12 protein-coding genes are annotated in these 24282 nt (G+C 74.9%); 9 read left to right on the top strand and 3 right to left on the bottom strand.

Annotated features, from left to right (window positions below; all coding sequences use genetic code 11):
• Positions 1 to 21 precede the first annotated feature (21 nt).
• Positions 22 to 1422 (bottom strand): MBL fold metallo-hydrolase, encoded by a 1401-nt coding sequence (locus OOK41_RS16400; RefSeq protein ID WP_266265810.1) that lies wholly within the window; start codon positions 1420 to 1422, stop codon positions 22 to 24.
• A gap of 502 nt (positions 1423 to 1924) precedes the next feature.
• Between OOK41_RS16400 and OOK41_RS16395 the strand changes: the two genes are divergently transcribed.
• Positions 1925 to 2491 carry an STAS domain-containing protein gene (locus OOK41_RS16395; RefSeq protein ID WP_266265809.1) on the top strand — a complete coding sequence of 189 codons (567 nt, stop codon included), beginning with the start codon at positions 1925 to 1927 and terminating at the stop codon, positions 2489 to 2491.
• Positions 2492 to 2606: 115 nt separating this feature from the next.
• On the opposite strand, the gene nhaA is transcribed toward OOK41_RS16395, so the two are convergent.
• A complete protein-coding gene (nhaA, locus tag OOK41_RS16390) occupies positions 2607 to 3962 on the bottom strand; it encodes a Na+/H+ antiporter NhaA (RefSeq protein ID WP_243640061.1) in 1356 nt (451 codons plus the stop codon).
• A gap of 872 nt (positions 3963 to 4834) precedes the next feature.
• A complete protein-coding gene (locus OOK41_RS16385; RefSeq protein WP_266265808.1) occupies positions 4835 to 5764 on the bottom strand; it encodes a sulfite exporter TauE/SafE family protein in 930 nt (309 codons plus the stop codon).
• Between the two features lie 835 nt (positions 5765 to 6599).
• Here OOK41_RS16385 and OOK41_RS16380 point away from each other — a divergent pair.
• The 8 genes from OOK41_RS16380 to OOK41_RS16345 all read left to right on the top strand — a co-directional run bounded on the left by OOK41_RS16380 (position 6600) and on the right by OOK41_RS16345 (position 24260).
• A complete protein-coding gene (locus OOK41_RS16380) occupies positions 6600 to 13943 on the top strand; it encodes a type I polyketide synthase (RefSeq protein ID WP_266265806.1) in 7344 nt (2447 codons plus the stop codon).
• A gap of 52 nt (positions 13944 to 13995) precedes the next feature.
• On the top strand, positions 13996 to 17574 hold the full coding sequence (locus OOK41_RS16375; RefSeq protein ID WP_323136169.1) for a beta-ketoacyl synthase N-terminal-like domain-containing protein: 3579 nt from the start codon (positions 13996 to 13998) through the stop codon (positions 17572 to 17574).
• Positions 17496 to 18935: a polyketide synthase dehydratase domain-containing protein gene (locus OOK41_RS16370; protein ID WP_323136261.1), complete on the top strand. Its 1440-nt coding sequence runs from the start codon at positions 17496 to 17498 to the stop codon at positions 18933 to 18935. Before OOK41_RS16375 ends, OOK41_RS16370 begins: the two co-directional genes overlap by 79 nt.
• A 56-nt stretch (positions 18936 to 18991) precedes the next feature.
• Complete coding sequence (locus tag OOK41_RS16365) at positions 18992 to 19306, top strand: acyl carrier protein (RefSeq protein WP_117671966.1); 315 nt, start codon at positions 18992 to 18994, stop codon at positions 19304 to 19306.
• Positions 19307 to 19308: 2 nt separating this feature from the next.
• Positions 19309 to 20133, top strand: a complete 825-nt coding sequence (locus tag OOK41_RS16360) for an alpha/beta fold hydrolase (protein WP_243640070.1) — start codon at positions 19309 to 19311, stop codon at positions 20131 to 20133.
• A gap of 26 nt (positions 20134 to 20159) precedes the next feature.
• A complete protein-coding gene (locus OOK41_RS16355) occupies positions 20160 to 21122 on the top strand; it encodes a sulfotransferase domain-containing protein (protein WP_117671970.1) in 963 nt (320 codons plus the stop codon).
• Positions 21123 to 21215: 93 nt separating this feature from the next.
• Complete coding sequence (locus OOK41_RS16350) at positions 21216 to 23036, top strand: hypothetical protein (protein ID WP_266267842.1); 1821 nt, start codon at positions 21216 to 21218, stop codon at positions 23034 to 23036.
• 117 nt (positions 23037 to 23153) lie between these two features.
• Positions 23154 to 24260, top strand: a complete 1107-nt coding sequence (locus tag OOK41_RS16345; RefSeq protein WP_266265801.1) for a PHB depolymerase family esterase — start codon at positions 23154 to 23156, stop codon at positions 24258 to 24260.
• Positions 24261 to 24282: the final 22 nt, after the last annotated feature.

Genomic DNA, 24282 nt, shown 5'->3' with positions numbered 1-24282 from the left:
GGCGGATCGATGCCGGGCGGGTCAGTCGGCCGGGGCCAGGGCGACGCCCGCCGCCTCGGCCCGGTCGAACCGGTCGTCGACGACGACCACCTCGCGGCCGGCGTTGGCCAACAGCGACGCGGCGACCGTGGCCCGGTAGCCGGAGCCGCAGTGCACCCAGACCGCGCCGCCGGGCACGTCGGCGAGCCGCCCCGGCAGCTCGGGCAGCGGGACGTGCACCGCGCCGTCGACGTGTCCGGCGCGCCACTCGTTGGTCATCCGGACGTCGAGGACCACGTCGGGGTCGGGCAGCCCGGCCGGGGTGCGGCCGGCACGGGCGGCGGCCAGCGCCGGGAAGTCGGCGGTACGCAGCTCGCGGAGCTGGCCCGGGCCGGCGGCCCACTGCTCGGGCTGCCCGGTGGCCTGGGCGGCGGGCCGGTCGATGCCGATGCGCACCAGTTCCCGCTGGGCGTCGGCGACCTGTTCGGGGGTCTCGGCGAGCAGGGTGATCGGGACGCCCCAATCGATCAGCCAGCCGAGCCAGGTGGACATCGGCCCGTCGAGGCCGAGGCCGACGGTGCCGGCCAGGTGCGAGGCCGCGTACGCCCTGCGGTGGCGCAGGTCGACCACCCACTCGCCGGCGGCGATCCGGTCCCGCAGCCCGGCGGCGTCGGCGCGGGCCACCGGGGTGAGGTCGACCGGCGCGGGCCCGGCGGCGTTGGTGACGCCCATGTGGGCGTAGTAGGCCGGGTACGCGTCGAGGCCGGCGAGGGTCTCGGTGACGAAGTCGTCGGCGGCGAGCCGGAGCACCGGATTGGCCGTCCTCTCCCGGCCGATGGTGGACTCGGGCGCGTCGGCCTGGCTGGCCGAACAGAAGCTGCCGAAGCCGTGGGTGGGCCACACCTGCGCGCCGTCGGGCAACAGGTCGGCCAGCCGCCGGGCCGAGGCGTGCTGGCGGTGGGCCAACTCGTGGGCGTGTCGCTGCCCGAGCAGGTCGGTGCGGCCGGTGGTGCCGAACAGCAGCGAGCCGCCGGTGAAGACGCCGACCGGCCGCCAGTCGCCGCCGGCCGCCTCGTCGAGGACGTACGACAGGTGGTGGAAGGTGTGCCCGGGGGTGGCGACCACGCGCAGCCGCAGGGTGCCGGAGACCGCGACCTCGTCACCGTCGGCCACCGGCGTCCGGTCGAAGCGGACGTCGTTGGCCGCGGCGACCAGGTGGCGCGCGCCGGTGAGCCGGGCCAGCTCCAGGCCGCCGGAGACGTAGTCGTTGTGCAGGTGCGTCTCCACCACGTGCGTGATCCGCACCCCCCGTTCCCCGGCCAGGTACAGGACCCGGTCGATGTCGCGCTGTGGGTCGACCACGATCCCGACCCGCCCGTCGGAGGCCAGGTAGCTGCGGTCGCCGAGCGAGGAGGTGGCGAGCACGGACACCTCAACGGTCACTGCGTTCTCCCTTCTCGAACCGCTATACCCCGGGGGGTATAGCGACGACACACCTCTGCGTCGGTTTCCCGAGGTGCGGTTACCCGCCAGCACCGCCACTACGCGGCAGCGCCAACCACCCCACCCCGCACCCCACCATACCCCCTGGGGTATCCCCCCGCCACCCCCGCCCACCCCACCCCGCCCCGTCTCGCCGCGCCGCGGTGGTCAAGAGGTTTGCGTCGGAACCGGGGCGCGGCCTGACGCAAACCCCTTGATCACCGTCGCCAGGCGCCGGGTGGGACGGCGTGGAGTCCGGCGGCCGGTGGTTTTGTCACACAACTGTCATGCAACTGGGAGATCCCCTCCAAAACCACGTAGCAGGGTTGCGGTTGCCCAGACGCCGCGGCGGCCCCGCACCCTCCGCCAGACGGTGACCGGCGGGTCGGGCCGACGCCACCCCGAGGCCCGGTCGACGTCCGCCGGGCCCGACCGCGGCAGCGGACAACGAGAGGAATCCGGGATGACCGTCGTACCGGACGATCACCTGATGACGCTGATCTGCGACGACTGCGGCGACAGCACCACCGGTCACGCCTGCGTGCTGCCCGACGCCGAGGTGGTCTGGACGCTGGTGTCCGAACACGGCTGGAGTGGCTCGCCCTTCGCCGTCGGCCCGCACCGCTGCCCGCCGTGCAGCATCGCCGGTTCGGAGGGCAGCCCCCAGCATGCCGGGGCACTCGGGACCGGCCAGGCCCTCGGGCTGGACCACGTCGACGACTGCGACCAGGTCACGGGCCGGGACGAGAACGCCCTACGCGCCGCGCTCGACGACACGGTCGAGTTCGACGGGCGGGCCGTCGTGGACCTGCACGGCGTGGCGCAGATCGACTCGACCGGGCTGGGCCTGCTGGTGCGGGCGCACCAGCAGGCCAGGAACCGGGGCGTCGTGCTGTGCCTCGCCGCCCCGTCCCGGTTCGTCCGCACCGTGCTGCACACGATGCGGCTCGACGGAGTGTTCCCGGTCTTCGACACCCAGCACGAGGCCCTGCTGGACCGCCCCCGACCCGCCCGCACCCCGGGGCGCTGAAGCACCTAGCCCCGGGGCGGTGAACGCCGGCCCGCCACCCCGGCGCCGGGTGGACCGCCCGGTCCGCCGGGCGCCGGGGACCACCAGGCCGGGCGGGGTACGGATCCGGTCCGGCTCAGCGGCCCTCGGGCCGTCCGGACTCCCGCTGGTAGACGTCCGGCACCCCGTCGCGGTCGAGGTCGACGGTCTCGGCCTCGTGCACCCGCCGGTACAACCGGCTGCGGCCCCGCAGGATCACCGTGGCCAGTACGGCGGCGACCAGGGAACCGGTGAGCACCGCCACCTTGACGTGGCCGTCGCGCTCGCTGCCCAGGCCGAAGGCCAGTTCCCCGATCAGCAGCGAGACGGTGAACCCGATCCCACCCAGCAGCGCCAGGCCGAGAACGTCGAGCCAGTTCAGCCCCTCGTCGAGGTCGGCCCGGGTGAACCGGGACACGAGCCAGGTCGCCAGCATGATGCCGATCGGCTTGCCGAGCACCAGGCCGACGACGATGCCGAGCGCCGCCCGGTCGGTCAGGGCGGTGGCCAGCCCGGCGAGGCCGCCGACGGTGACGCCGGCGGACAGGAACGCGAAGACCGGCACCGCGACGCCGGCCGAGAGTGGACGGAACCGGTGCTCGAAGTGCTCGGCCAGCCCCGGGCCGCCCTCCGGACCGCCGCCGGCCTCGCTGCGCAGCACCGGCACGGTGAAGGCCAGCAGCACGCCGGCGACGGTGGCGTGCACCCCGGACTCGTGCACCAGCGCCCAGGTCACCGCCGCCAATGGCAGCAGCAGCCACCAGGAACGCACCCGGCGCCGCACCAGCAGGCCGAAGACCGCCAGCGGGACCAACGCGCCCAGCAGTGGCCCGACGGCCAGGTCGGAGGTGTAGAACACGGCGATGATGACGATGGCCAGCAGGTCGTCGACCACGGCCAGGGTGAGCAGGAACGTGCGCAGCGCCGAGGGCAGGAACCGGCCGACCACGGCGAGCACGGCCAGGGCGAAGGCGATGTCGGTCGCGGTCGGGATCGCCCAGCCCTTCGCGGCCCCATCGCCGGCGATCATCCAGTAGAGGGCCGCCGGCACGAGCACCCCGCCCACTGCGGCGGCCACCGGCACCGCCGCGCGGCGCGGGTCGCGCAGGTCCCCGGCGACGAACTCGCGCTTGAGCTCCAACCCGGCGACGAAGAAGAAGATCGCCAGCAGGCCGTCGGCGGCCCAGGTGGCGAGGCTGAGGTCCAGGTGCACCGCCGCCGGGCCGAACCGGAGGTCCCGCAGCGCCTGGTACCCGTCGGACCAGGGCGAATTCGACCAGATCAGGGCCAGCAGGGCCCCGGCGAGCAGCAGCGCCCCGCCGACCGTCTCCTTGCGCAGGATCGCCGAGATGCGACTGGTCTCACCCCACGAGCGGCGGGCGAACAGGCTGGTACGGCGCCGGGGGGCGTCGGGCACAGGGGGCTCCTCGTCGGCAGGGGTCGCGTCATCCATCGCCGACCAGACTTCCCGGCACACCAGGAGTCCAACGCTATCCTGCCAGGCCCGGGGACGCGACGGCGGAGGCGGTCACCCCGCCGCCGGCTGCCCGCCGGCACCACGTCGCAGGCTGCCAGACGGGCACGACCTATACATGCTGATGGATGTACCTGAGCCGGACATGATCGGGCGCCGGGCAGCCTCGATCGGCACCCCCGCCAGTCACGTCCTCCGGAGGAACCTGTCCATGAGAACGAAGATCGGACTGCTGTGCGCCGCCCTGGCGGTCGCCGTGGCCCTGCGGGCGCGGCGAAGGCCCACCCGCCACCCGCGTCGCCCGTCCCGGGACCGAGGGCGGTGCGGGACGGCGTGCCCGTGGCTCGCCGACGGACAGGCCGTCCCGGTGCCTCGGACGGTCGTCCCGCCCCCGGCCGATCTTGTCGATCCGGACGGCCGACGCCGCCCGGCCCGGCGATCCGCCCCGGCAGCCAAGTGGCATTCGCCTTTCGCCGGTCGGGGCGGGGCCCACCGACGCTTGCGCCGGCACGGCCGGCCGATCGATGTGCCCCGCCGCCCACTACGGCAGCCTTCCTGGCGGGAACACGACTCCCCCTTCCGCGGCGCCCGCCGCCGACCCATCGTGAATGCAGCGACGGGAACGCGGGCCCAGCGGGTGTCCACAGTGGGGTCCGGGTCCCCCGTCCCGGCCCCTCCCCGGGGCCCGGGTTCCCGTCGCGCGGTCCCATCGCGACGGGAACCCGGGCCCCGGCCGGAGCGAAACGCGGTGGCCGGAGAGAAGGACGCTGGCCGGCCGCTCCGGACGGGAAGGGCCCGGCGCAGGCCTGGTCCGGGTCTCCGCCGGGTCGCGGTCCGACGGGCGACGCCCGTCAGCTCGACGCGGTGGCGGGCTCCCCGGAGCCGCCCTCACTGCCGGCGCCGACCGGCTCGACGTGCCGGTCGGCCAGATGCCGGCGCAGCGACCAGGCCACTGCCGCCACCCAGGCCAGCGCGATCGCCAGGTAGCTCGCGTACCGGACGCCGGCCGGGGCGTCGATCCAATCGCTGACCAGCAGGGTACGGACGTTGGTCAGGACGATGACCCCGCCGACGGCGGACCCGAGGACCCGGGGCGGGACCATCCGCACCAGCCAGGCGGCGATCGGCGCGGCGACCATGCCGCCGAGCAGCAGCGCGGCCACCCAGCCGAAGTTGATGTTCTCGGAACCGATCCCGACCAGGAAGCCCAGGCTGGCGGCCACCGCCACCAGGAACTCGCTGGTGTCGATCGAGCCGATCACCCGACGGGGCTCCAGCCGGCCGCTGGCCAGGATCGCGGGGGTACCGACCGGCCCCCAGCCGCCACCGCCGGTGGCGTCGACGAAGCCGGCGACCAGCCCCAGCGGCCCGAGGAAGCGCTTGCGCAGCGGCAGTCCGACGCGTCCCCGGGGCAGCCCGGAGACGGTGAACCGGACCAGCACGTACAGCCCGAGGGAGAGCAGGATCAACGACATGATCGGGGCCGCGGTCGCGGTGGAGAGGCTGGACAGGAAGGTCGCGCCGGCGAAGGCGCCGAGGGCGCCCGGCACGCCGACCCTGCGGACCACCGTCCAGTCGACGTTGCCGAACCTCCAGTGGGCTGCGCCCGAGACGAGGGTGGTGCCGATCTCGGCCAGGTGAACAGTTGCCGAGGCGCTCGCGGCGCCGGTGTTGATGGCCAGCAGCAGCGTCGTGGACGTCACGCCATACGCCATCCCGAGGCTGCCGTCGACCAGTTGCGCACCAAGGCCGACGAGGGCGAGGAGCAGGAGTTTACGCACAATAACCGCCGATCCGAAAGATGAATGGGGAAGGCAGTGCCGACGGGACGGGCCGCCGTAGGCGGTCCCGGGTCCCGGCCGGCCGGGTCTGTGCAGGGGTGCGGAGCCCGCCGGAGAAGACAGCGCGCCGGTCGTCGAACGGGGGCGCTAAGCATTCCGACAGAGGGTACAAAAACGATCGTTAAGCGAGTCGGCCCGGGTGCCGTCGAGGCCGACGTCTGACCAGAACAGAACGATTGCCGGCGGCGTCGGCCAGGGTTCCCGCCGACCGTCGTCGGTCGTTCCCGGCGCCGGCGTCAACTACCGACCAGCAAGTGACGCGGGTCACAGCGAACCCTCGCGTCGGGGCCTGCGGCGATCGCCGTCGAATCTCACCTCGCCTCCGAATGGCGCAGTTAATCGATGGGTAATAACGACTACGACATAGACACGGATCGTTGGCGTCGGCCACGCCTCAGAGCAAGACCCGTTCCACATAGTGGGACGCAGTGGGGATGAGTCGCCCACCTCGGCCGACCCCACGGGGGCGGAAAACAATTTTGTAATGAAGTAAACAATCGCCGCGCCACCCCGCTCGACGCCACTCGCGGCCAACTCGGACCGAACCTTCGGAAGTATTGCCTGGCCAACCCGACAACATGTCCCGCCGCGTGAGTAGGAAATCTTCACCTCGTCGGTCGAGTAGGTCAGATTTAACCGGGGCGTAACTGAGCGGTGCTAACTTATGACTCAGCGCGACATTGACTGCCGCGGATTCAGACGTTGATCGCCGGCGTTCGGCCGGCCGGTCCAGCCCGTCGCACCGCGATCTCCTCGCGACCGAAGTGGGAGCCTGATGAGTACTGCACCGCACACGCGCGACCTGATCATGGTTGTCAATCCCGTCGGCGTCCTCGAACCGGGCCCACGAATCACGGCCGCCGCCAGCGCCGGTGGCGGGCGGGGCATCGTCGACCTGGCCGGCGGCGACGACTGGTCGCTGCGCGCGCTCGCCCAGGCCGCGTCCTGGTCCCCCACGCCGATCGGCGTCCGGGTGCCGGCGGGGTGCCGGGCCACCCCGGACGACGTGGACCGCGCCGCGCCCGGCCGGGTGGACCTGGTGCTGGTCGAGCCGGGCAGCCCCTGGCCGCTGGCCGGGCTCACCGGCCGCTACCGGGTGCTGGTGGAGGTGACCAGCCGGGACGAGGCGCGGGCCGCGGCGGCGGCCGGCGCGCACGGGCTGGTCGCCCGTGGCATGGAGGCCGGCGGACGGGTCGGCGACCTCAGCTCGTTCGTCCTGCTCCAGCAGCTCGTCGCGGACGACGCCCTCGACCTGCCGGTCTGGGTGGCCGGCGGGATCGGCCCCCGCACCGCCGGGGCGTGCCTGGTCGGCGGTGCCGCCGGGGTGGTGCTGGACACCCAGCTCGCCCTGATGCCCGAGTCGGAGCTGCCGGCGGACGTCCGGGCCGGGATCCGGCGGATGGACGGCTCGGAGACCGTCCTGCGCGACGGGATGCGGGGAATGCGCCGGGGCGGGCCGCACGAGGAGCACTCCGAGCTGCTGCCCGTCGGTCAGGACGGGTGGCTGGCCGGGGTCTTCGCCGACCGCTGGCCGGACACGGCCGCCGCCGTCCGGGGGATCCGGGCGGCGATGCTCGACGCCGTCGACGGCCCGGACGCCGGTGAGTTGCTGCTGCCGGGCGCCCCCCTCGCGGAGACGCTCGGGGTGCGGGTGCCGGTCGCCCAGGGGCCGATGACCCGGGTCAGCGACGAGGCGTCCTTCGCCGCCGCGGTCGCCGACGACGGCGCGCTGCCGTTCCTCGCGCTCGCCCTGAACTCGGCCGACCAGTGCCGCCGGATGCTCACCGAGACCGCCGGGCTGCTCGGCGACCGCCCGTGGGGTGTCGGGGTGCTCGGCTTCGCCCCCGAGGAGCTGCGCGCCGCGCAACTGGAGGTCATCCGGGAGCTGCGTCCCGCCTGCGCGATCATCGCGGGTGGCCGGCCGCCGCAGGCCCGCGCGCTGGAGGAGCAGGGGATCAGCACCTTCCTGCACGTGCCCTCCCCCGGCCTGCTGCGGCAGTTCCTGCGCTCGGGGGCCCGCAAGTTCATCTTCGAGGGCGCCGAGTGCGGCGGTCACGTCGGACCGCGGGCCAGCTTCCCGCTGTGGGAGGCCCAACTGCTGGTGCTCGACGAGTACCTCGACACCGACCCCGCCGCGGCCGGGCAGGTGCAGGTCTTCTTCGCTGGCGGCGTGCACGACGCCCGGTCGGCGGCGATGGTCGCCACGATGGCCGCGCCGCTGGCCCGCCGGGGCGGCCGGATCGGCGTGCTGATGGGCACCGCGTACCTGTTCACCGCGGAGGCGGTGGAGCACGGCGCGGTCCAGCCGATGTTCCAGCGCGAGGCGCTCACCGCCGAGCGCACGGCGCTGCTGGAGACCGCCCCCGGGCACGCCACCCGGTGCCTGCACACCCCGTTCGTCGACGACTTCCGCCAGCTACGCGACCAGTTGCAGGGCGCGGGGGTGCAGAACCGCGAGGTGTGGGAGCAACTGGAGCTGCTCAATGTCGGGCGGCTGCGGATCGCCAGCAAGGGCCTGCGCCGCTCCGGCGAGGTCATCGAGTCCGTCGACGAGGCCGTCCAGGCCGCCGAAGGGCTGTTCATGGCCGGCCAGGTCGCGGTGCTGCGCGCCGCCCCCACCACCGTCGCGGAGCTGCACGAGGCGGTCACCACCGAGGTACGGGGCTTCCACGCCGACCGGCTCGACACGCTGCGCGCCCGGCTCGCGCCGCCGGCCGCCGGGGTCGAGGAGCCGCCCGCCCCGCTGGACATCGCCATCGTCGGCATGGCGTGCATGCTGCCGGGCTCCCCCGACCTGGACAGCTTCTGGCGCACCGTGCTCAACGGCACCGACGCGGTCACCGAGGTCCCGGCCGACCGTTGGGACACCAGCGTCTACTACGCCCCCGAGGTCGGACCGGGTCGGACCGGCCGGATCAGCGTCTCCAAGTGGGGCGGGTTCATCGAGCCGGTGCCCTTCGACGCCATCGGCTACGGCATCCCGCCGGCGGCGCTGAGCAGCATCGACCCGACCCAGCTTCTCGCCCTGGAGGTCTCCCACCGGGCGCTGGTCGACGCCGGGTACGCCTACGACGCCCCGGGCGTGGACCACTCCCGTACCGGCGTGGTCTTCGGCGCCGAGGCGGGCAGCGACATGGGCCACGCGCAGACCCTGCGCACCATGCTCCCGGCCTACCTCGGCGAGGTGCCCGAGGAGATGGAGGAGCTGCTGCCCACGGTCAGCGAGGACAGCTTCCCGGGCGTGCTGGCCAACGTGATCGCCGGCCGGGTGGCCAACCGGCTCGACCTGGGCGGGCCGAACTACACCATCGACGCCGCCTGCGCCTCCTCGCTGGCCGCGATGGACGCCGCCTGCAAGGAGCTGGCCAGCGGCGACAGCGACCTGATGATCTGCGGCGGCGCCGACCTGCACAACGGCGTCAACGACTACCTGATGTTCACCTCGGCGCACGCGCTGTCCCCCACCGGCCGGTCGCGGCCCTTCGACAGCACCGGCGACGGGATCGCCCTCGGCGAGGGGGTGGCCTGCGTCGTGCTCAAGCGGCTGGCCGACGCCGAGCGCGACGGCGACCGGATCTACGGCGTGATCAAGGGGCTCGGCGGGGCCAGCGACGGGCGGGCCCTCGGCCTGACCGCCCCGCGTCCCGAGGGGCAGCGCCGGGCGCTGGACCGGGCCTACCACCGCACCGGCATCTCACCGCGCGACGTGGGGCTGGTGGAGGCGCACGGCACCGGCACCGTGGTCGGCGACCGCACCGAACTGGAGACGCTGACCCGGATGTTCGTCGAGGCCGGCGCCGCACCGGGCGGCTGCGCACTCGGCTCGGTGAAGTCCCAGATCGGGCACACCAAGTGCGCCGCCGGGCTGGCCGGGGTGATCAAGGCGACCCTGGCGCTGTACCACGGGATCCGGCCGCCCACGATCCACCTGGAGCGTCCCAACCCGGCCTGGCACCCGCAGCAGAGCCCGTTCGTGTTCTTCACCGAGGCCCGCCCGTGGCCGGCGCCGGCCGGCGAGCGGATCGCCGGGGTCAGCGCATTCGGTTTCGGCGGCACCAACTTCCACGCGGTGCTCGGCGCGTACGCGGGCGCCCCGGAGCCCCGGCACGCGCGGCGGCTGTGGCCGGCGGAGCTGTTCTGCTTCCGCGGCGCCGACCGGGCCGCGGCCCACCAGCCGGTCCGGCAGCTCCTGGAGAGCCTCGCCGCCGACGCGGGTCGGAACCGGCCGGGCCGGCTGGCCGAGCTGGCCGCCGCGGTGGCCGCGAAGGCCGCCAACCGGTCCGGACCGACCCGGGTGGCGGTGGTGGCCCGGAGCCTGCCCGAGCTGGAGACGCTGCTGCGCCGGGCCCTCGCCGGTGAGCACGACCCGGCCCGGGGCCTGGTCCAGCCAACGGAGACCGACCCGGTGGGGCCCGGCCAGGTGGCCTTCCTCTTCCCCGGGCAGGGCAGCCAGCGCCCGGGGGCCCTCGCGGAACTGTTCGTCGCCTTCCCGGAGCTGCGGCACTACCTCGAACTCGACCGGTCCGCCGCGGAGCTGCTCTTCCCACCGACCGCGTTCGACCACGAGTCCCGGCGCGCGCAGGAGGACCGGGTGCGCGACACCAGGGTCGCCCAGCCGGTGCTGGGCATCGGCGGCCTCGCCGTCGACCACCTGCTGCGCCGCCTCGGCGTCCGGCCGGACATGACCGCCGGGCACAGCTACGGCGAACTGGTCGGCCTGTGCGTCGCCGGGGCCTTCGACGCGACCACCCTGCTGGACCTCAGCCGGGAGCGGGCGGCGGCCATCCTGGGCGCCTGCGGCGAGGACCCGGGCACCATGGCGGCGGTCAACGCCACCGCGGACGAGGTGGCGCAGGCCCTCGCGGGCGCCGGCCTGACCAGCGAGGTGGTACTGGCCAACCGGAACGCCCCGAGGCAGGTGGTGGTCTCCGGTCCGACCGCGAAGGTTCGGGCGGCGGTGGTCGCGCTCAAGGAGTCCGGGCTGTCGGCCAAGGCCATCCCGGTGGCCTGTGCCTTCCACAGCCCGGTGGTGGCCGGCGCGGTGGAGACCTTCGCCGAGGTGCTCGCCGACCGGCGGATCGCCGAGCCGCGCATCCCGGTCTGGTCCAACCTCACCGCCGCGCCGTACGCCGGCGACGCCGACCAGGTGCGCCACCACCTCGCCGAGCAGATCGGCGCGCCGGTCCGCTTCGTCGAGCAGATCGAGGCGATGTACGCCGCCGGCGCCCGCCTCTTCGTCGAGGTCGGCCCCGGCCAGGTGCTCACCCGGCTGGTACGGGCGGTGCTCGGCGACCGGCCGCACCGGGCGATCGCCGGTGAGGGTGGCCCGGCCGAGGGGCTGCGCGGATTCCTGATCTCGATCGCCGAACTCGCCTGCGCCGGCGCGCCGGTACGCCCCGACTGGCTCTTCCAGGGCCGGGTCGCGGGCGACGCCCCCGGCGCCGCACCGACCCGTCGTCCGCTGTGGACGGTCGACGGGCAGCTCGTCCGGGACCAGCACGGCGACTGCCTTCCCGGTGGCATGACCCCTCCCCGACGGATCAAGGAGCTGTCGATGACCTCAGCGAACGGCACCGCCACCGCCACCGGCAGCGGCCCCGGCGCCGACCCCGGTGTCCGGGACATCCGGGGCGAGCTGCTCAGCGAGTACCTGCGCACCACCCGGGACATGATCGCCACCCAACGGGACGTGATGCTCGCCTTCCTCGGCGACTTCGGCGGCGGGGAACGGCCCGTCTGGCAGCCCGCCGAGGCGTACCGGGTCGAGGGGTACGCGCCCGCCGCGCTGCCGCAGGAGTCGGCGCCGTCGCCCGCCCCGGCCGCGGTGCCGGCGATGGTGGCGGCGAACGGCGCAGCGGCGCTGGCCACGGCGCTCGCCCCGGCGATGCCGGTCGCCCCGGCCGTCGTCCCCGTCTCGCCCGCCGTGGGCACCATCGTCCCGACGCCCGCGCCGGCGGCTCCGGCCGGGCCGAGCGTCGCGGACTTCCAGCAGGCCATCCTCGCGGTGATCAGCGAGCGCACCGGCTACCCCGTCGACCTCATCGAGCCCGACCTCGACCTCGAAGCCGACCTGTCCATCGACTCCATCAAACGCGCCGAAGTCGCCGGCGAAGTCGCCCAACGCCTCCACCTCGCCGTCGAAGGCGACGAAAGCGAACTCGAAGACCTCGTCAAGGCCCGCACCGTCCGCGCCATGGTCACCTGGCTCGACGAGAAGATGAGCGGCAGCGTGCACGTGTCGGTCTCCACGACCGGCCCGGTCGCCGTCGCCGCCGCCCCGGCCGGAGCACCCCCGTCCGCCGGCGCCACCCTCGCCGATTTCCAGAACGCCATCCTCACCGTGATCGGCGAGCGCACCGGCTACCCCGTCGACCTCATCGAACTCGACCTCGACCTCGAAGCCGACCTGTCCATCGACTCCATCAAACGCGCCGAAGTCGCCGGCGAAGTCGCCCAACGCCTCCACCTCGCCGTCGAAGGCGACGAAAGCGAACTCGAAGACCTCGTCAAGGCCCGCACCGTCCGCGCCATGGTCACCTGGCTCGACGAGAAGCTCAACGGCGCGGTCACCGCCACGGCGACCCTCAGCGCCACGGCGACCGTCGCCGTGCCGGCCGTGATCGCCGCCGCGCCCGCCGACGCCCCGGCCGAGGTCGGGGTGGGGATCGCCCCGAAGCGGCTGGTCGCCCAGGAGAGCGTCCGCGCCGAGGAGGTCGGCGACCCGGCCACCGTGCTCACCGGCGCCCGGTTCCTGATCACCGGGGGCGGGCCGGTCGGGGCGTACCTGGCCGAGTTGCTCGGCCAGCACGGGGCCGGCGGCCAGCTCGGGGTGCTCGACAGCGAGCAGGCCGGCCAGGGCTTCGACGGGGTGCTGGTGCTCGACGGGCTGACCAACCTCGACGAGCCGCTGCTGCCGGACGTGTTCCCGCTGCTGAAGCGGGCCCTGGCGGCCGGCCCGCGCTGGCTGCTCGCCGCCGGGTCGCGGGACGCCATCGGCGCCGCCGACGGCATGCCCGGCCTGTTCCGCACGATCGCCCGCGAGTATCCGCAGCTCACCGCCCGCTTCGTCGAGGTGGACCCGGCGGCGGCGCCCGAGGCGCTGGCCCGGCAGCTCCTCGACGAGCTGGTCACCGCCTCCGACGCCCCGGTGGTCGCCCGGCGCGGATCCGACCGGTACGTCGCGGACCTGGTGCCGGTCGAGCTGGGCGCGCTGGCCGCCGGCGGCGCCGGCCCGGCCGGCGACGGGGTGGCCGAGGCCGCCGCGATCGGACTGGAGCGGGACTCGGTGGTCGTGCTGATCGGCGGGGCGCGGGGCATCACCCCGTGGTTCGCCCGGGCGCTCGCCTCGGCCAGCCGGTGCCGGATCGAGCTGGTCGGCCGTACGCCGCTGCCCGAGGGCCCGGAGGACCCGGCGCTGGCCGCGGCCGGCGACAAGGCGGCGCTGGTCGCCGCGCTGGCCCGGCAGGGGCTGCGGTCGCCGGTCGAGATCGACCGGACCGCGCAGCGGATCCTGGCCGCCCGGGAGGTGACCGCGACCATCGCCGAGCTGACCGAGCTGGGTGGTGAGGTCCGCTACCACGCCCTGGACGTGCGGGACGCGGCGGCGACCCGGCGGCTGCTGGCCGGCATCCACGCCGAGCACGGCCGCCTCGACGGCGTCGTCTACGCCGCCGGGATCATCGAGGACAAACTGATCGCCGAGAAGGACCCGGCGTCGTTCACCCGGGTCTTCGACACCAAGGTCGACGGGGCGCGGGGGTTGCTGGCCGGCCTGGACGAGTTGCCGGCCGCGCCGCGGTTCGTGGTCTTCTTCGGCAGCATCGCCGCCGCCTACGGCAACCGGGGGCAGGCCGACTACGCGGCGGCCAACGACGCCCTGGACACCATCGGCGCCCGCTACGCGGCCCGTACCGGGGTGCGCTGCCTGACCGTCCACTGGGGGCCGTGGGCCCCCGGCGCCGGCCACGGCGGCATGGTCACCGCCGAGCTGAGCCGGGAGTACGCCCGCCGCGGCATCGGCCTGATCGACCCGGAGGAGGGCGCGCTCGCCCTGCTGCGGGAGCTGGCCTGGGCCGACGCGAAGGTCACCTCGGTCGTCTACACCGCCTCCGGGTGGTGAGCGCGCCGATGCCCCGCCACGCCCCTGCCCGCACCGCACGCCGGAGGTACCGATGAGCAACGGCGCCGACGCGCCCGATCGGGTCGCCATCGTCGGGATGGCCGCCCTGATGCCCTCCGCAGGCGACCTGGAGAGCTACTGGCGCAACCTGGTCGACGGGGTGGACGCGATCACCGAGGTGCCGCCGCACCGCTGGGACGAGGAGTTCTACGACCCGGAGCAGGCGCACCGGGCGGACCGGATGTACTGCCGGCGCGGCGGCTTCGTCGACGAGTACGCCACCTTCGAGCCGCTGCGGTTCGGGGTGATGCCCGCCTCGATCGGCGACATCGAGCCGGACCAGCTGATCACGCTGGAGGTGGCCGCCGCGGCGATCGACGACGCGGGCGGCGCCGAGCGGCTGCCCGCCGGCGACCGGGTCGGCGTCATCCTGGGCCGGGGCGGCATCCTCAGCCCCGCCCAGGCCCGCTACGCCCAGCGGGTACGGATGTCCAGCCAGGTCATCGGGGTCCTGCGCGAGCTGGTGCCCGACCTCGACCCGGCCCGGCTGGAGCTGCTGCGCAGGAAGTTCGACGAGCGGCTCGGCCCGTACCAGCCGGAGGGGACGATCGGCCTGGTGCCGAACCTGGCCGCCTCCCGGGTGGCCAACCGGCTCAACCTGCGCGGCCCCGCGTACACCATCGACGCGGCCTGCGCCTCGTCGCTGATCGCCGTCGACCAGGGCGTCACCGAGCTGCTCAACGGCCGGCTGGACGCGGTGCTCGCCGGCGGCGTGCACCACGTGCACGACATCAGCTTCTGGTCGGTGTTCAACCAGCTCCGGGCGCTGTCCCGGCAGGGCGAGATCCGGCCGTTCGACGCCGCCGCCGACGGGCTGCTGATCGGCGAGGGCACCGGCGTGGTGGTGCTCAAGCGGTACGCCGACGCGGTGCGCGACGGCGACCGGGTCTACGCGGTGATCCGGGGCAGCGGGGTGTCCAGCGACGGCCGCTCGGCGAGCATGTTCAACCCGGCGGTGTCCGGGCAGGTGCTGGCCATCAGGCGGGCCTGGGAGGCCGCCGGCCTGGACCCGACCGCCCCGGACGCGCTGGGCCTGCTGGAGGCGCACGGCACCGGCACCCCGACCGGGGACGCCGCCGAGCTGACCACGGTGGCCGAGGTGTTCGGCCCGTACCGGGGCGGTCCGCGTCCGGTGATCGGCTCGGTCAAGTCGATGATCGGGCACACCATGCCGGCCGCCGGGGTCGCCGGTCTGATCAAGGCCGCGCTCGCCGTGCACCGGGGGGTGCTGCCGCCCACCCTGCACTGCGAGTCGCCCCGGGCCGAGATGGCGGCGACCCGGTTCGCCCCGATCGACAGCGCCCGGCCGTGGGAGGGCGACGGGCCGCGCCGGGCCGGGGTCAACGCGTTCGGGTTCGGCGGGATCAACGCCCACGTGATCATCGAGCAGGCGCCCGACCAGGTGGGCGAGCCGGTCGCGCCGATCACCGTCCCGGCCGCCGGCACGGTCGCCGTCGACGAGCCGGACCAGGTGCTCTGGCTGGCCGCGCCGGACCCGGCCGGGCTCGCCGGGCTGCTGGCCCGCGACGACCAGGAGGTACGCCGGCTCGGCGCCGACCTGGCCGCCCGCTCCGGCGGCGACGCGCCGGGACGGGCCCGGCTCGGGATCGTCAATCCGACGGACAAGCTGCTCGCGGTGGCCCGCAAGACGGTGGCCCGGGGGCGGGCCTGGCGGGGCGGGCGGGACATCTGGTTCAGCCCGGAGCCGCTGCTCGGCGACGGGGCGGGCAAGCTCGCCTTCGTCTTCCCCGGGCTGGAGGCGGAGTTCTCCCCGCGCACCGCCGACCTGGCCGCCCACTTCGGGCTGCCGGACCGCGAGTGGTCCGCCGCCGACCTGGGCCGGCACGGCGCCGGCCTGATCGAGGTGGGCAAGCTGCTCAACGAGGCGCTGGACCGGATCGGCGTGCGGCCCGACGCGGTCGCCGGGCACAGCATCGGCGAGTGGACCGCCGCCGCGGTCAGCGGCCAGGTCAGCACCGCGGCGATGGACGAGTTCCTGGAGCTGTTCAACGCCGACTCGGTGGAGGTCTCCGGGTACGTCTTCGCGGCCGTCGGCGCGGGCGCGGACCAGGTCACCCCGCTGCTCGGCGACTTCCCGCAGGTGGTGCTCTCGCACGACAACGCCCCGGGGCAGTCGGTGGTGAACGGGCCGGAGCCGCAGGTCGACCGCCTCGTCGAGGCGCTGCGCACCCGCAACGTCCTGTGCCAGAAGCTGCCGTTCCGTTCGGCGTTCCACACCCCCGCCTTCGCCGACGGGCTGACCTCGATCGGCGCCGCCCTGGGCCGCTGGGAGGTCCACCCGACCCGGATGCCGGTGTGGTCGGCGACCCTGCACGCGCCGTTCCCGGCCGACGAGGACGAGGTGAACCGCATCTTCGTCCGGCACATGATGGAGCCGGTCTGGTTCCGGCAGACCGTCGAGGCGATGTACGCCGCCGGGTTCCGGGTCTTCCTCCAGGTCGGCGCGGGACAGCTCGCCTCGCTGATCGGCGACAACCTGCGCGGACGCGACCACCTCGCGATGCCGGTGAACACCGCGCACCGCGGCGGGCTGAACCAGCTTCGGCGGGTGGCCACCGCGCTCTGGGTGGAGGGCGGCGCGCCGGACCTGCGGGCCCTGTCCGCGCCGGAGCGCACCCCGCCGACCACCGCCGCCGGCCCGGCGAAGCCCACCGGCAGCACCGGCCGGCGCGGGCCCCGGGTGAAGCTCGACCTGGGCGGTCCCCTGGTGCGCCTCGGCGCGGACGCGGCCGGCCTGCTCGGCCTGACCACGTCGCCGACCGCCGGGCCGGGCCCGGCGGCGACACCGTCCCCGATCACCGGCGGCGGGCAGCCCGCCCGGCCGGCCGCCGCGCCGGAGCGGGCCACCGGTCCCGGGACGTACCCGGGTCCGGCCCGGGGCGCCACCCCGGGCCGCCCGGCCGCCGCGCCGACGCCGGTCGCCCGGCCGCTCGCGCAGCCGGCCGCGCCCCGGGTCACCGCCACGCAGCACGCCGCCGCCGCACAGTCCGACGACCCGGCCACCGCGCTGGCCGCGCTGCACCGGCTCGCCGGCCAGTCCAGCGCGGCGGCGGAACTCGCGGCGCTGCTGCGGGACACCGCGCAGGGCGCGGTCAGCGTGCTGGCCGCCGCCGGCAGCGGCACGGCGGCCCCGCCCGCCGCACCGGCCCGCACCCTGCCGGCGCCGCCCGCCGCGCCGGTGGCGAACCGCCCCGCGCCACCCGGCGCCGCAGCGGGCACCGCCGCGCCCCGGGTGCCGGGGGCCCGCCGCCCGGGTCCCCGGCCGCCCGGCCCGCCGCCGCACCGCAGGCCGCCCCGGCCCGCCCGGCGCCCGCCGCGGGCGCCGGCACGGAGGTCGGCCGGATCACCCTGCGGGTCTCCCTGGAGACCATGCCGTACCTGCTGGACCACTGCTTCTTCGTGCAGCCGGACGACTGGCCGGACCCGGAGGACCGGTGGCCCGTGGTGCCGGCGACCGCCCTGGTCGCGCACATGGTGGAGGCGGTCGAGCAGTTGGTGCCCGACGTCCGGGTGGTGGCCGTGCACGACGCCAGGTTCAACAAGTGGCTGATCGCCGAGCCGGCGACGGACGTGGAGATCGTGGTGCGGTCCGCCGGGCCGAACCGGTACGCCGTCGTCTTCGCCGGGTACGCCCGGGCCACCATCGAGGTCGGCGTCGGGTACCCGACGCCGCCGCAGGTCTGGACGCACGACGCGGCCACCGAGCGACCGCCCACCCTCGGCGCCGCCGAGATGTACGCGGAGCGGCTGATGTTCCACGGCCCGCAGTTCCAGGGCGTGACGCGGGTGCACGCGCTCGGCGACATGCACGTGCGGGGCGTGGTGACCGCCCCGGTGCCGCCCGGCGCGCTGCTGGACAACGCGCTCCAGCTCATCGGCAACTGGCTGATCACCACCCAGCCGTTCCGGACGGTGGCGCTGCCGGTGGGCCTCGGGCACGTGCGGTTCTTCGGGCCGCCCCCGCCGGCCGGCCGGGCCTTCGAGTGCGTCGCCCGGGTCCGCTCCATCGACGACGGCCAGCTCGTCGCCGACACCCAGCTCAGCTTCCGGGGACGGGTGTGGGCGCAGATCGAGGGGGCGATCGACCGCCGGTTCGACAGCCACCCGCAGGCCCGGGTGGCGGAACGCTTCCCCGAGCGGCACCCGATGTCGCTGTTGCAGCCCGAGGGCTGGACGATGGCGTTCGACTGCTGGACCGACCTGGTCACCCGGGGCATGGCGGCCCGGGGCATCCTCGGCGGCGCCGCGTACGCCGACTACGAGCGGCAGCCGGCGAAGACCCGCAAGCAGTGGATGCTGGGCCGGATCGCGGCGAAGGACGCGGTGCGGGCCCGGTTGTGGGAGGACGGCCACACCGACATCTACCCGATCGAGCTGACCGTCGGCAACGACGCGGACGGCCGGCCGTGGGTGCGCGGGCGGCCCGGTCGCGGCCTCGGCGACTGCGACGTCTCGCTCGCGCACTGCGCGGAGATCGGGGTGGCGATCGCCCGGCGGCGTGCCCCCGGGGCGACCACCGGCGGTCCCGGCGTCGGCATCGACGTCGCGGAGGTCACCGACCACCCGGAGAGCACGTTCAGCTTCGCCCTCACCGACGCGGAGGCGACGCTGCTGGCGTCGCTGGCCGGCGGGGACGCGGCGGCGCGGCGGCTGTGGTTCACCCGGTTCTGGGCGGCCAAGGAGGCGGTCGGCAAGGCCGAGGGCACCGGGCTGGACGGCCGGCCACGCCGGTTCCGGGTGCGCGAGGCCGCCGACGCCGTGCTGACCGTCGAGGTCGACGGGCGCACGTACCGGGTCGGCCACCGGGACGTGGCCAACCCCGCCGACCTGCCGCCCAGGCGGTACGTCGTCGCCTGGACCTGGGGCCCGGACCCGGACCCCGCAGCCCCGCCCGGGGTGTCCCGACCGTGAACCACCAGCCGAGCATGACAGCAGGCCAGCCCACCGGATCAGAAGGAGCAACCATCATGCCCGCGGCCCAGGACAGCATCCTCGCCGAGCTCACCGAGATGATCAACGCCGTACTCGGCGACTTCGCGGAGGACCAGGCCGTCACCATGGACACCACGTTCCAGGGCGACCTGGGGATGGAGAGCATCGACGTCGTCTCGCTCGCCGGCCGGCTCCAGGCCCGCTACGGCGACACGGTCAACTTCGCCCACTTCGTCGCCAAGCTGGACCTGGAGACGGTGGGCGAGCTGCGGGTCGGGCAGCTCGTCGAGCACATCGCCACCTCGCTGGCGGGCGCGGACGCGGACGAGGTCGGGGCGGGCAGCCGGTGACCATGGTCCCGGCGAACGGGATCACGCTGCACGTGCAGCGACTCGATCCCACCGGTCCGGCCCCGGGCGGCCGGACCGGACCGACGCCGGCCGCCGTGCTCATCCACGGGATGGCCTCGGACACCATGGCGAGCTGGTACTTCACCATGGCCGAGCCGCTGGCCCGGGCGGGCTTCCCGACCGTGCTGTACGACCTGCGCGGGCACGGGCGCAGCGAGCGCCCCGCCACCGGGTACGCCCTGGACGACCTCGTCGACGACCTGGCGGCGCTGCTGGCCGGCCTGGACGTCACCGGCCCGCTGCTGCTGCTGGGCAACTCGTTCGGCGCGACGATCGCGTTCGGCTACGCCGCCCGCCACCCCGACCGGGTGGCCGGCATCGTGGCCGTCGAGTCCGCGCCGCCCACCCCGGAGTGGATGCGGCGGGTGCGGGTCCGGCTCGACCGGGTCGCCGCCCGGCTGCCGCAGCGGGGGGCCCTGGCCGAGATCGGCGTCGCCCGGGGCCGGGTCGCCGCCCGGCGGGCCGCCGAGACGGGCCGGATGCTCGCCGACACCACCCTGGCGCAGGAGCTTCCGGCCAGCCGGCTGCCGACGACCGAGGCGCTGGCCGCGATCGGGTGCCCCGTGCTCTGCGTCTACGGCGGGGCCTCCGCGGTGCGGGAGCTGGCCCCGGCGGTACGCGGGCTGCTGCCGCAGGCCCGGGTCGTCGTCCTGCCCGAGCAGCGGCACACCGTGCTGATCGACCGGCCGGAGGAGGTCCGCCGGCTCGTCTTCGCCTGGCTCGCCGAGGAGTGCTCGCTCGACGTGGCCCGATCCACCACCGCATGACAGCGCGACACCCAGGAGGTCTTTCGATGGACACCCCGATCACGGGACGGTCGATCATCATCAGCAACGGTCGGTGCGGCTCGACGCTGCTCTCCGACCTCATCCACGAGCAGCGGGACACGCTCTCGGCCCAGGAGTTCTTCATGTCGGTGGCGCCCTGGGCGCGCAGCGCCGAGGTGCTCACCGGCGCCGAGTACTGGGCGGTGCTGGCCAGCCCGAAGGCGGAACTGTCCACGCTGTTCCGGATCGGGCTGCCGCCCAAGGAGGTCCGCTACCCGGAGACCGGCCGGTGGGCGGGCCGGCTGACGGAGCTGCCCCGGATCCTGGCGATCACCCTGTCGAAGCTCACGGCCGACCCGGACGCGCTGTTCGACCAGCTCGCCGAGCGGGTCCCGGAGTTCGGCACCCAGACGGTGGCCCGGCACCACAGCGACTTCCTCGACCTGCTCGCCACCCTGACCGGCAAGAAGCGCTGGGTGGAGCGCTCCGGAGGCTCCAGCCACGTGGCGCCGTACCTGCTGAAGGGCTTCCCGGACTGCAAGATCGTCTACCTGACCCGGAACTGGGAGGACACCGCCCGGTCGATGAGCCGGCACTCGTCGTTCCAGCTCATCCAGCTCCGGGTGGAGTTCCTGGGCCGCTGCGGCCTGGACCCGTTCCGGGTCGGCCCGGGCCAGGAGGTGCCGGCGGACCTGGAACGGTTCCTGCCGGACCGGCTGACCGCCGAGGCGCTGCGGGAGCGCGGCCAGGAGATCCGGCGTTACCTCGCCCTCTGCGCGTTCATGTCCAGCCAGGCCGATCAGGCGCTGGCCGACGTGCCGCCGGAGCACCTGCTGCGGATGCGGTACGAGGACCTGGTCGCCGACCCGGTCGGCGAGCTGACGCAGCTCGGCCACTACCTGGAGTTCGAGGACGCGCCCGAGTGGGCCGGGCGGGTCGCCGGCCGGGTCGTCGCCCCGGCGCGCAGGGCGCAGCCCGCCGCCGTCTGAGCCGTCCTCCCCTGTGTCCCGCCCGCCGAGCGGGTCCGCCTCGCCGGACCCGCGCCACGGGTGTCCACCCTTCCCCGGAAAGAGAGGCAGTTGGTGAATCCACTCCGGATCTCCGCGCGGCGGCTGTTGGCCGTCGTCGCCGTACTCGGGCTCGGGCCCGTGCTGGCGGTTCCCTCGGCGGCGCTCGGCGCGCCGCTCGACGCCGCCGGCGCGGCCGGCGCGCACCCGAGCACCCCGCAGCTACTCGCGAAGGCCGCGCCGGACGAGTGCTTCGCCGGGATCGGACAGCCGTACCCGGCCGGCCCGCCCTGCGCCGCCGGACAGGCCAAGGTCAACCAGTCGTACCTGTGGGGGATGACCCGGGCCGGCAGGACACTGTGGTTCGGCACCGGGGCGAACGTCAACTGCCTGACCAGCGGAAGGGCGCTGCGCAACACCAGGCCGACGGTGAACGCCGACTGGGCCTGCGAGTACGGCGAGAGCCAGATCGCCAAGCGCAACCCGCAGCTGCCGCCCATCCTCGGCGACCACCGCCCGCCGCGCCTCTACGCGTACGACACCAGGACCAGCACGCTGACCGAGAAGACCGACCTGGTGAAGGCCGCCTCCACCGACGACGCCAACCGGCTGCAGACCACGGCCGGCATCCGGGCCGCCGGCAACTTCGGCGGGGTGGCCCTGCTGGGCGGCCCGGCGCTGGGCGAGAGCGTCAACCTGTTCGCGTTCGACACCGACACCGGCGCGTACCTGGGGTCGCGCAACCTCCCCACGTACGGCAACATCCGGCACTTCACGGTGGCCGACGGCGCGCTGTACGCCGGGGTGGGCGTCGGCGCCAACGGCGGCGAACGCGGCCACGTGCTGCGCTGGGCGGGCAGCAAGACCGACCCGTTCGCCTTCACGGTGGTGGCGAACCTGCCGGCGCAGGCTGCCGACCTGACCGTCCACGAGGGACGGGTCTTCGTCACCACCTGGCCGGGCTCGGACGACGAACTGGCCGGCCCGACGGCCGACGCCGCCGTGCCGACGAGCATCGCCGCGGTCTGGATGAGCCCGAAGCTGTCGGCGGGCGCGCCGGGGCTCAACCCCGAGGACGCCGACGGCTGGCAGCAGGTGTGGAACGTGTCCAGCTACGAGCCGGACCCGGTGGTCGCCCGCGCCTACGCCCTGGGCGGCCTGGCCTCCTACGGCGGCTACCTGTACTGGGGCACCATGCACGTGCCGATGAAGGCGACCACCGTGCACCTGGCCACGTACCCGCCGAAGGACGAGACGGCCACCCAGGCCACGATCCAGAACACCCAGCGGGCAATCAGCGTCTACCGGGGCAAGAGCTTCGGCTCCGCCCACCACCAGAAGGTCGACCTGCTCTACGGCTCGACCGAGCTGCCCGCGTACGACCCGGCGGCCAACGGCGGGGCCGGGGCCTGGGCGATGCAGTCGACGCACCAGACCCCGAAGTTCGGTCCGGCCGGCTTCGGCAACCCGTACAACAACTACACCTGGAAGATGGTCGTGGCCGGCGGGAAGCTGTACGTCGGCACCATGGACTGGAGCTACCTGGCCAAGGAGCTCGGCCAGGAGACCGCCGCCCAGCTCGGCCTGTCGCCGCAGCTCGGTGACGCGCTGGCCGAGGCGCCGCTCGATGCCGCCGCCGGCGCGCCGGCCGCCGCCGAGCGCCCGGAGGCGGTGTACGGCGGCGACCTGTACGCGTTCTCGTCGCCGAACAGGCCGGCGACGACGATCGACAACTCCGGGGTGGGCAACTACCTGAACTACGGCGTGCGCAACATGGTCACCGACGGCTCGACGCTGTACCTGGGCATGGCGAACCCGATGAACCTACGGACCGACCCGAACGACGACGTCCCCGAGGGCGGCTGGGAGCTGATCCGGCTCAGGGGCGGCTGCTGAGGCCGGGGTCGCCGGCCCGGTGACACGCCGTCGACGGGCCGGCGACCCGTGACCCTTGCCGAATCCTGGCGCGTTCCTGACATTGCTCGAACATTCCCGGGCGAAAGTGTTCATATGATGCCTTTTACCGTTTTTCGCCCCGGGGCCGGACCGGGCGGCGGCCGGCGGCCGGTCCGCCGCCAGCCGGGTCGGCCGGGGGCCGGCGCCGCGTCCCGACTCGCGGGGACGCTCGCGCTGCTCGTCGGCCTGACCTCGCTCGCCGGGTGCAGCCTCGACCGGGAGGACGCCGGGCCCACCGACGGCGGGCCCGGCCCGGCGGTCAGCGCCCAGCCCTCCGGCGGCGCGCTGCCGGCACCGGACGTGCCCGTCGGCACCTCCGAGCGCACCCTCACCGTCGACGGCCGGGAGCGTACCTACCGGCTGTACCGGCCCGCCTCCGCCGAGCTGACCGCCCCGGTCCCGCTCGTGGTCATGCTGCACGGCGCGGCCGGCACCGGCGCCCAGGCCGAGGAGTCGTACGGGTGGACCGAGCAGGCCGACAAGGGCGGCTTCGTGGTCGCCTTCCCGGACGGGCTGAACCGGGCCTGGGCCGTCGGCCCGGAGTGCTGCGGCGCGCCGGCCCGCGACGGGGTCGACGACGTCAGCTTCATCACGGAGCTGGTCGCCACGATCGGCGGCGACCTGCCGGTCGACCCGGCCCGCACGTACGTCACCGGGATCTCCAACGGCGGGCTGCTGGCGTACCGGCTGGTCTGCGACACCACGGTGTTCGCCGCGGTCGGCGCGGTGGCCACCACCCTGACCGGCCAGTGCCCCGCCCCGAAGCCGGTGTCGGTGCTGCACATCCACGGCCAGCAGGACAAGACCATGCCGTACGGCGGCGGACCGGGCCGCCGGGACAACGGCGGCACCGGCCGCAACCCGGTGAAGATCGACGGGCCGCCCACGCCGGAGCTGGCCGCCCGGTGGCGTTCCGTCGACGGCTGCGCTGAGCCGAAGGCGACCACCGACGGCCCGGTCACCCGGACGGCGGCGACCTGCGCCCAGGGGCGCGCCGTCGAGCTGATCACCATCGCCGGGGCGGGCCACCAGTGGCCGGGCGGCAAGCCCAACCCACCCCGGGCGGAGAAGCTGCTCGACCTCGATCCGCCCTCCACCGCCCTGAACGCCACCGACACCATCTGGCGGTTCTTCGCCGCCCACCCCAAGCCCGCCGGCGGCTGACCGCCGGCGCCCGCCGCCCACC

It is taken from the genome of Micromonospora sp. NBC_01655 (assembly GCF_026339755.1).
In the GTDB taxonomy this organism is placed as follows: Bacteria; Actinomycetota; Actinomycetes; order Mycobacteriales; family Micromonosporaceae; genus Micromonospora.
The sequence above is the reverse complement of the archived record's forward strand: the minus strand, read 5'-3'. Positions and strand labels throughout refer to the sequence as shown.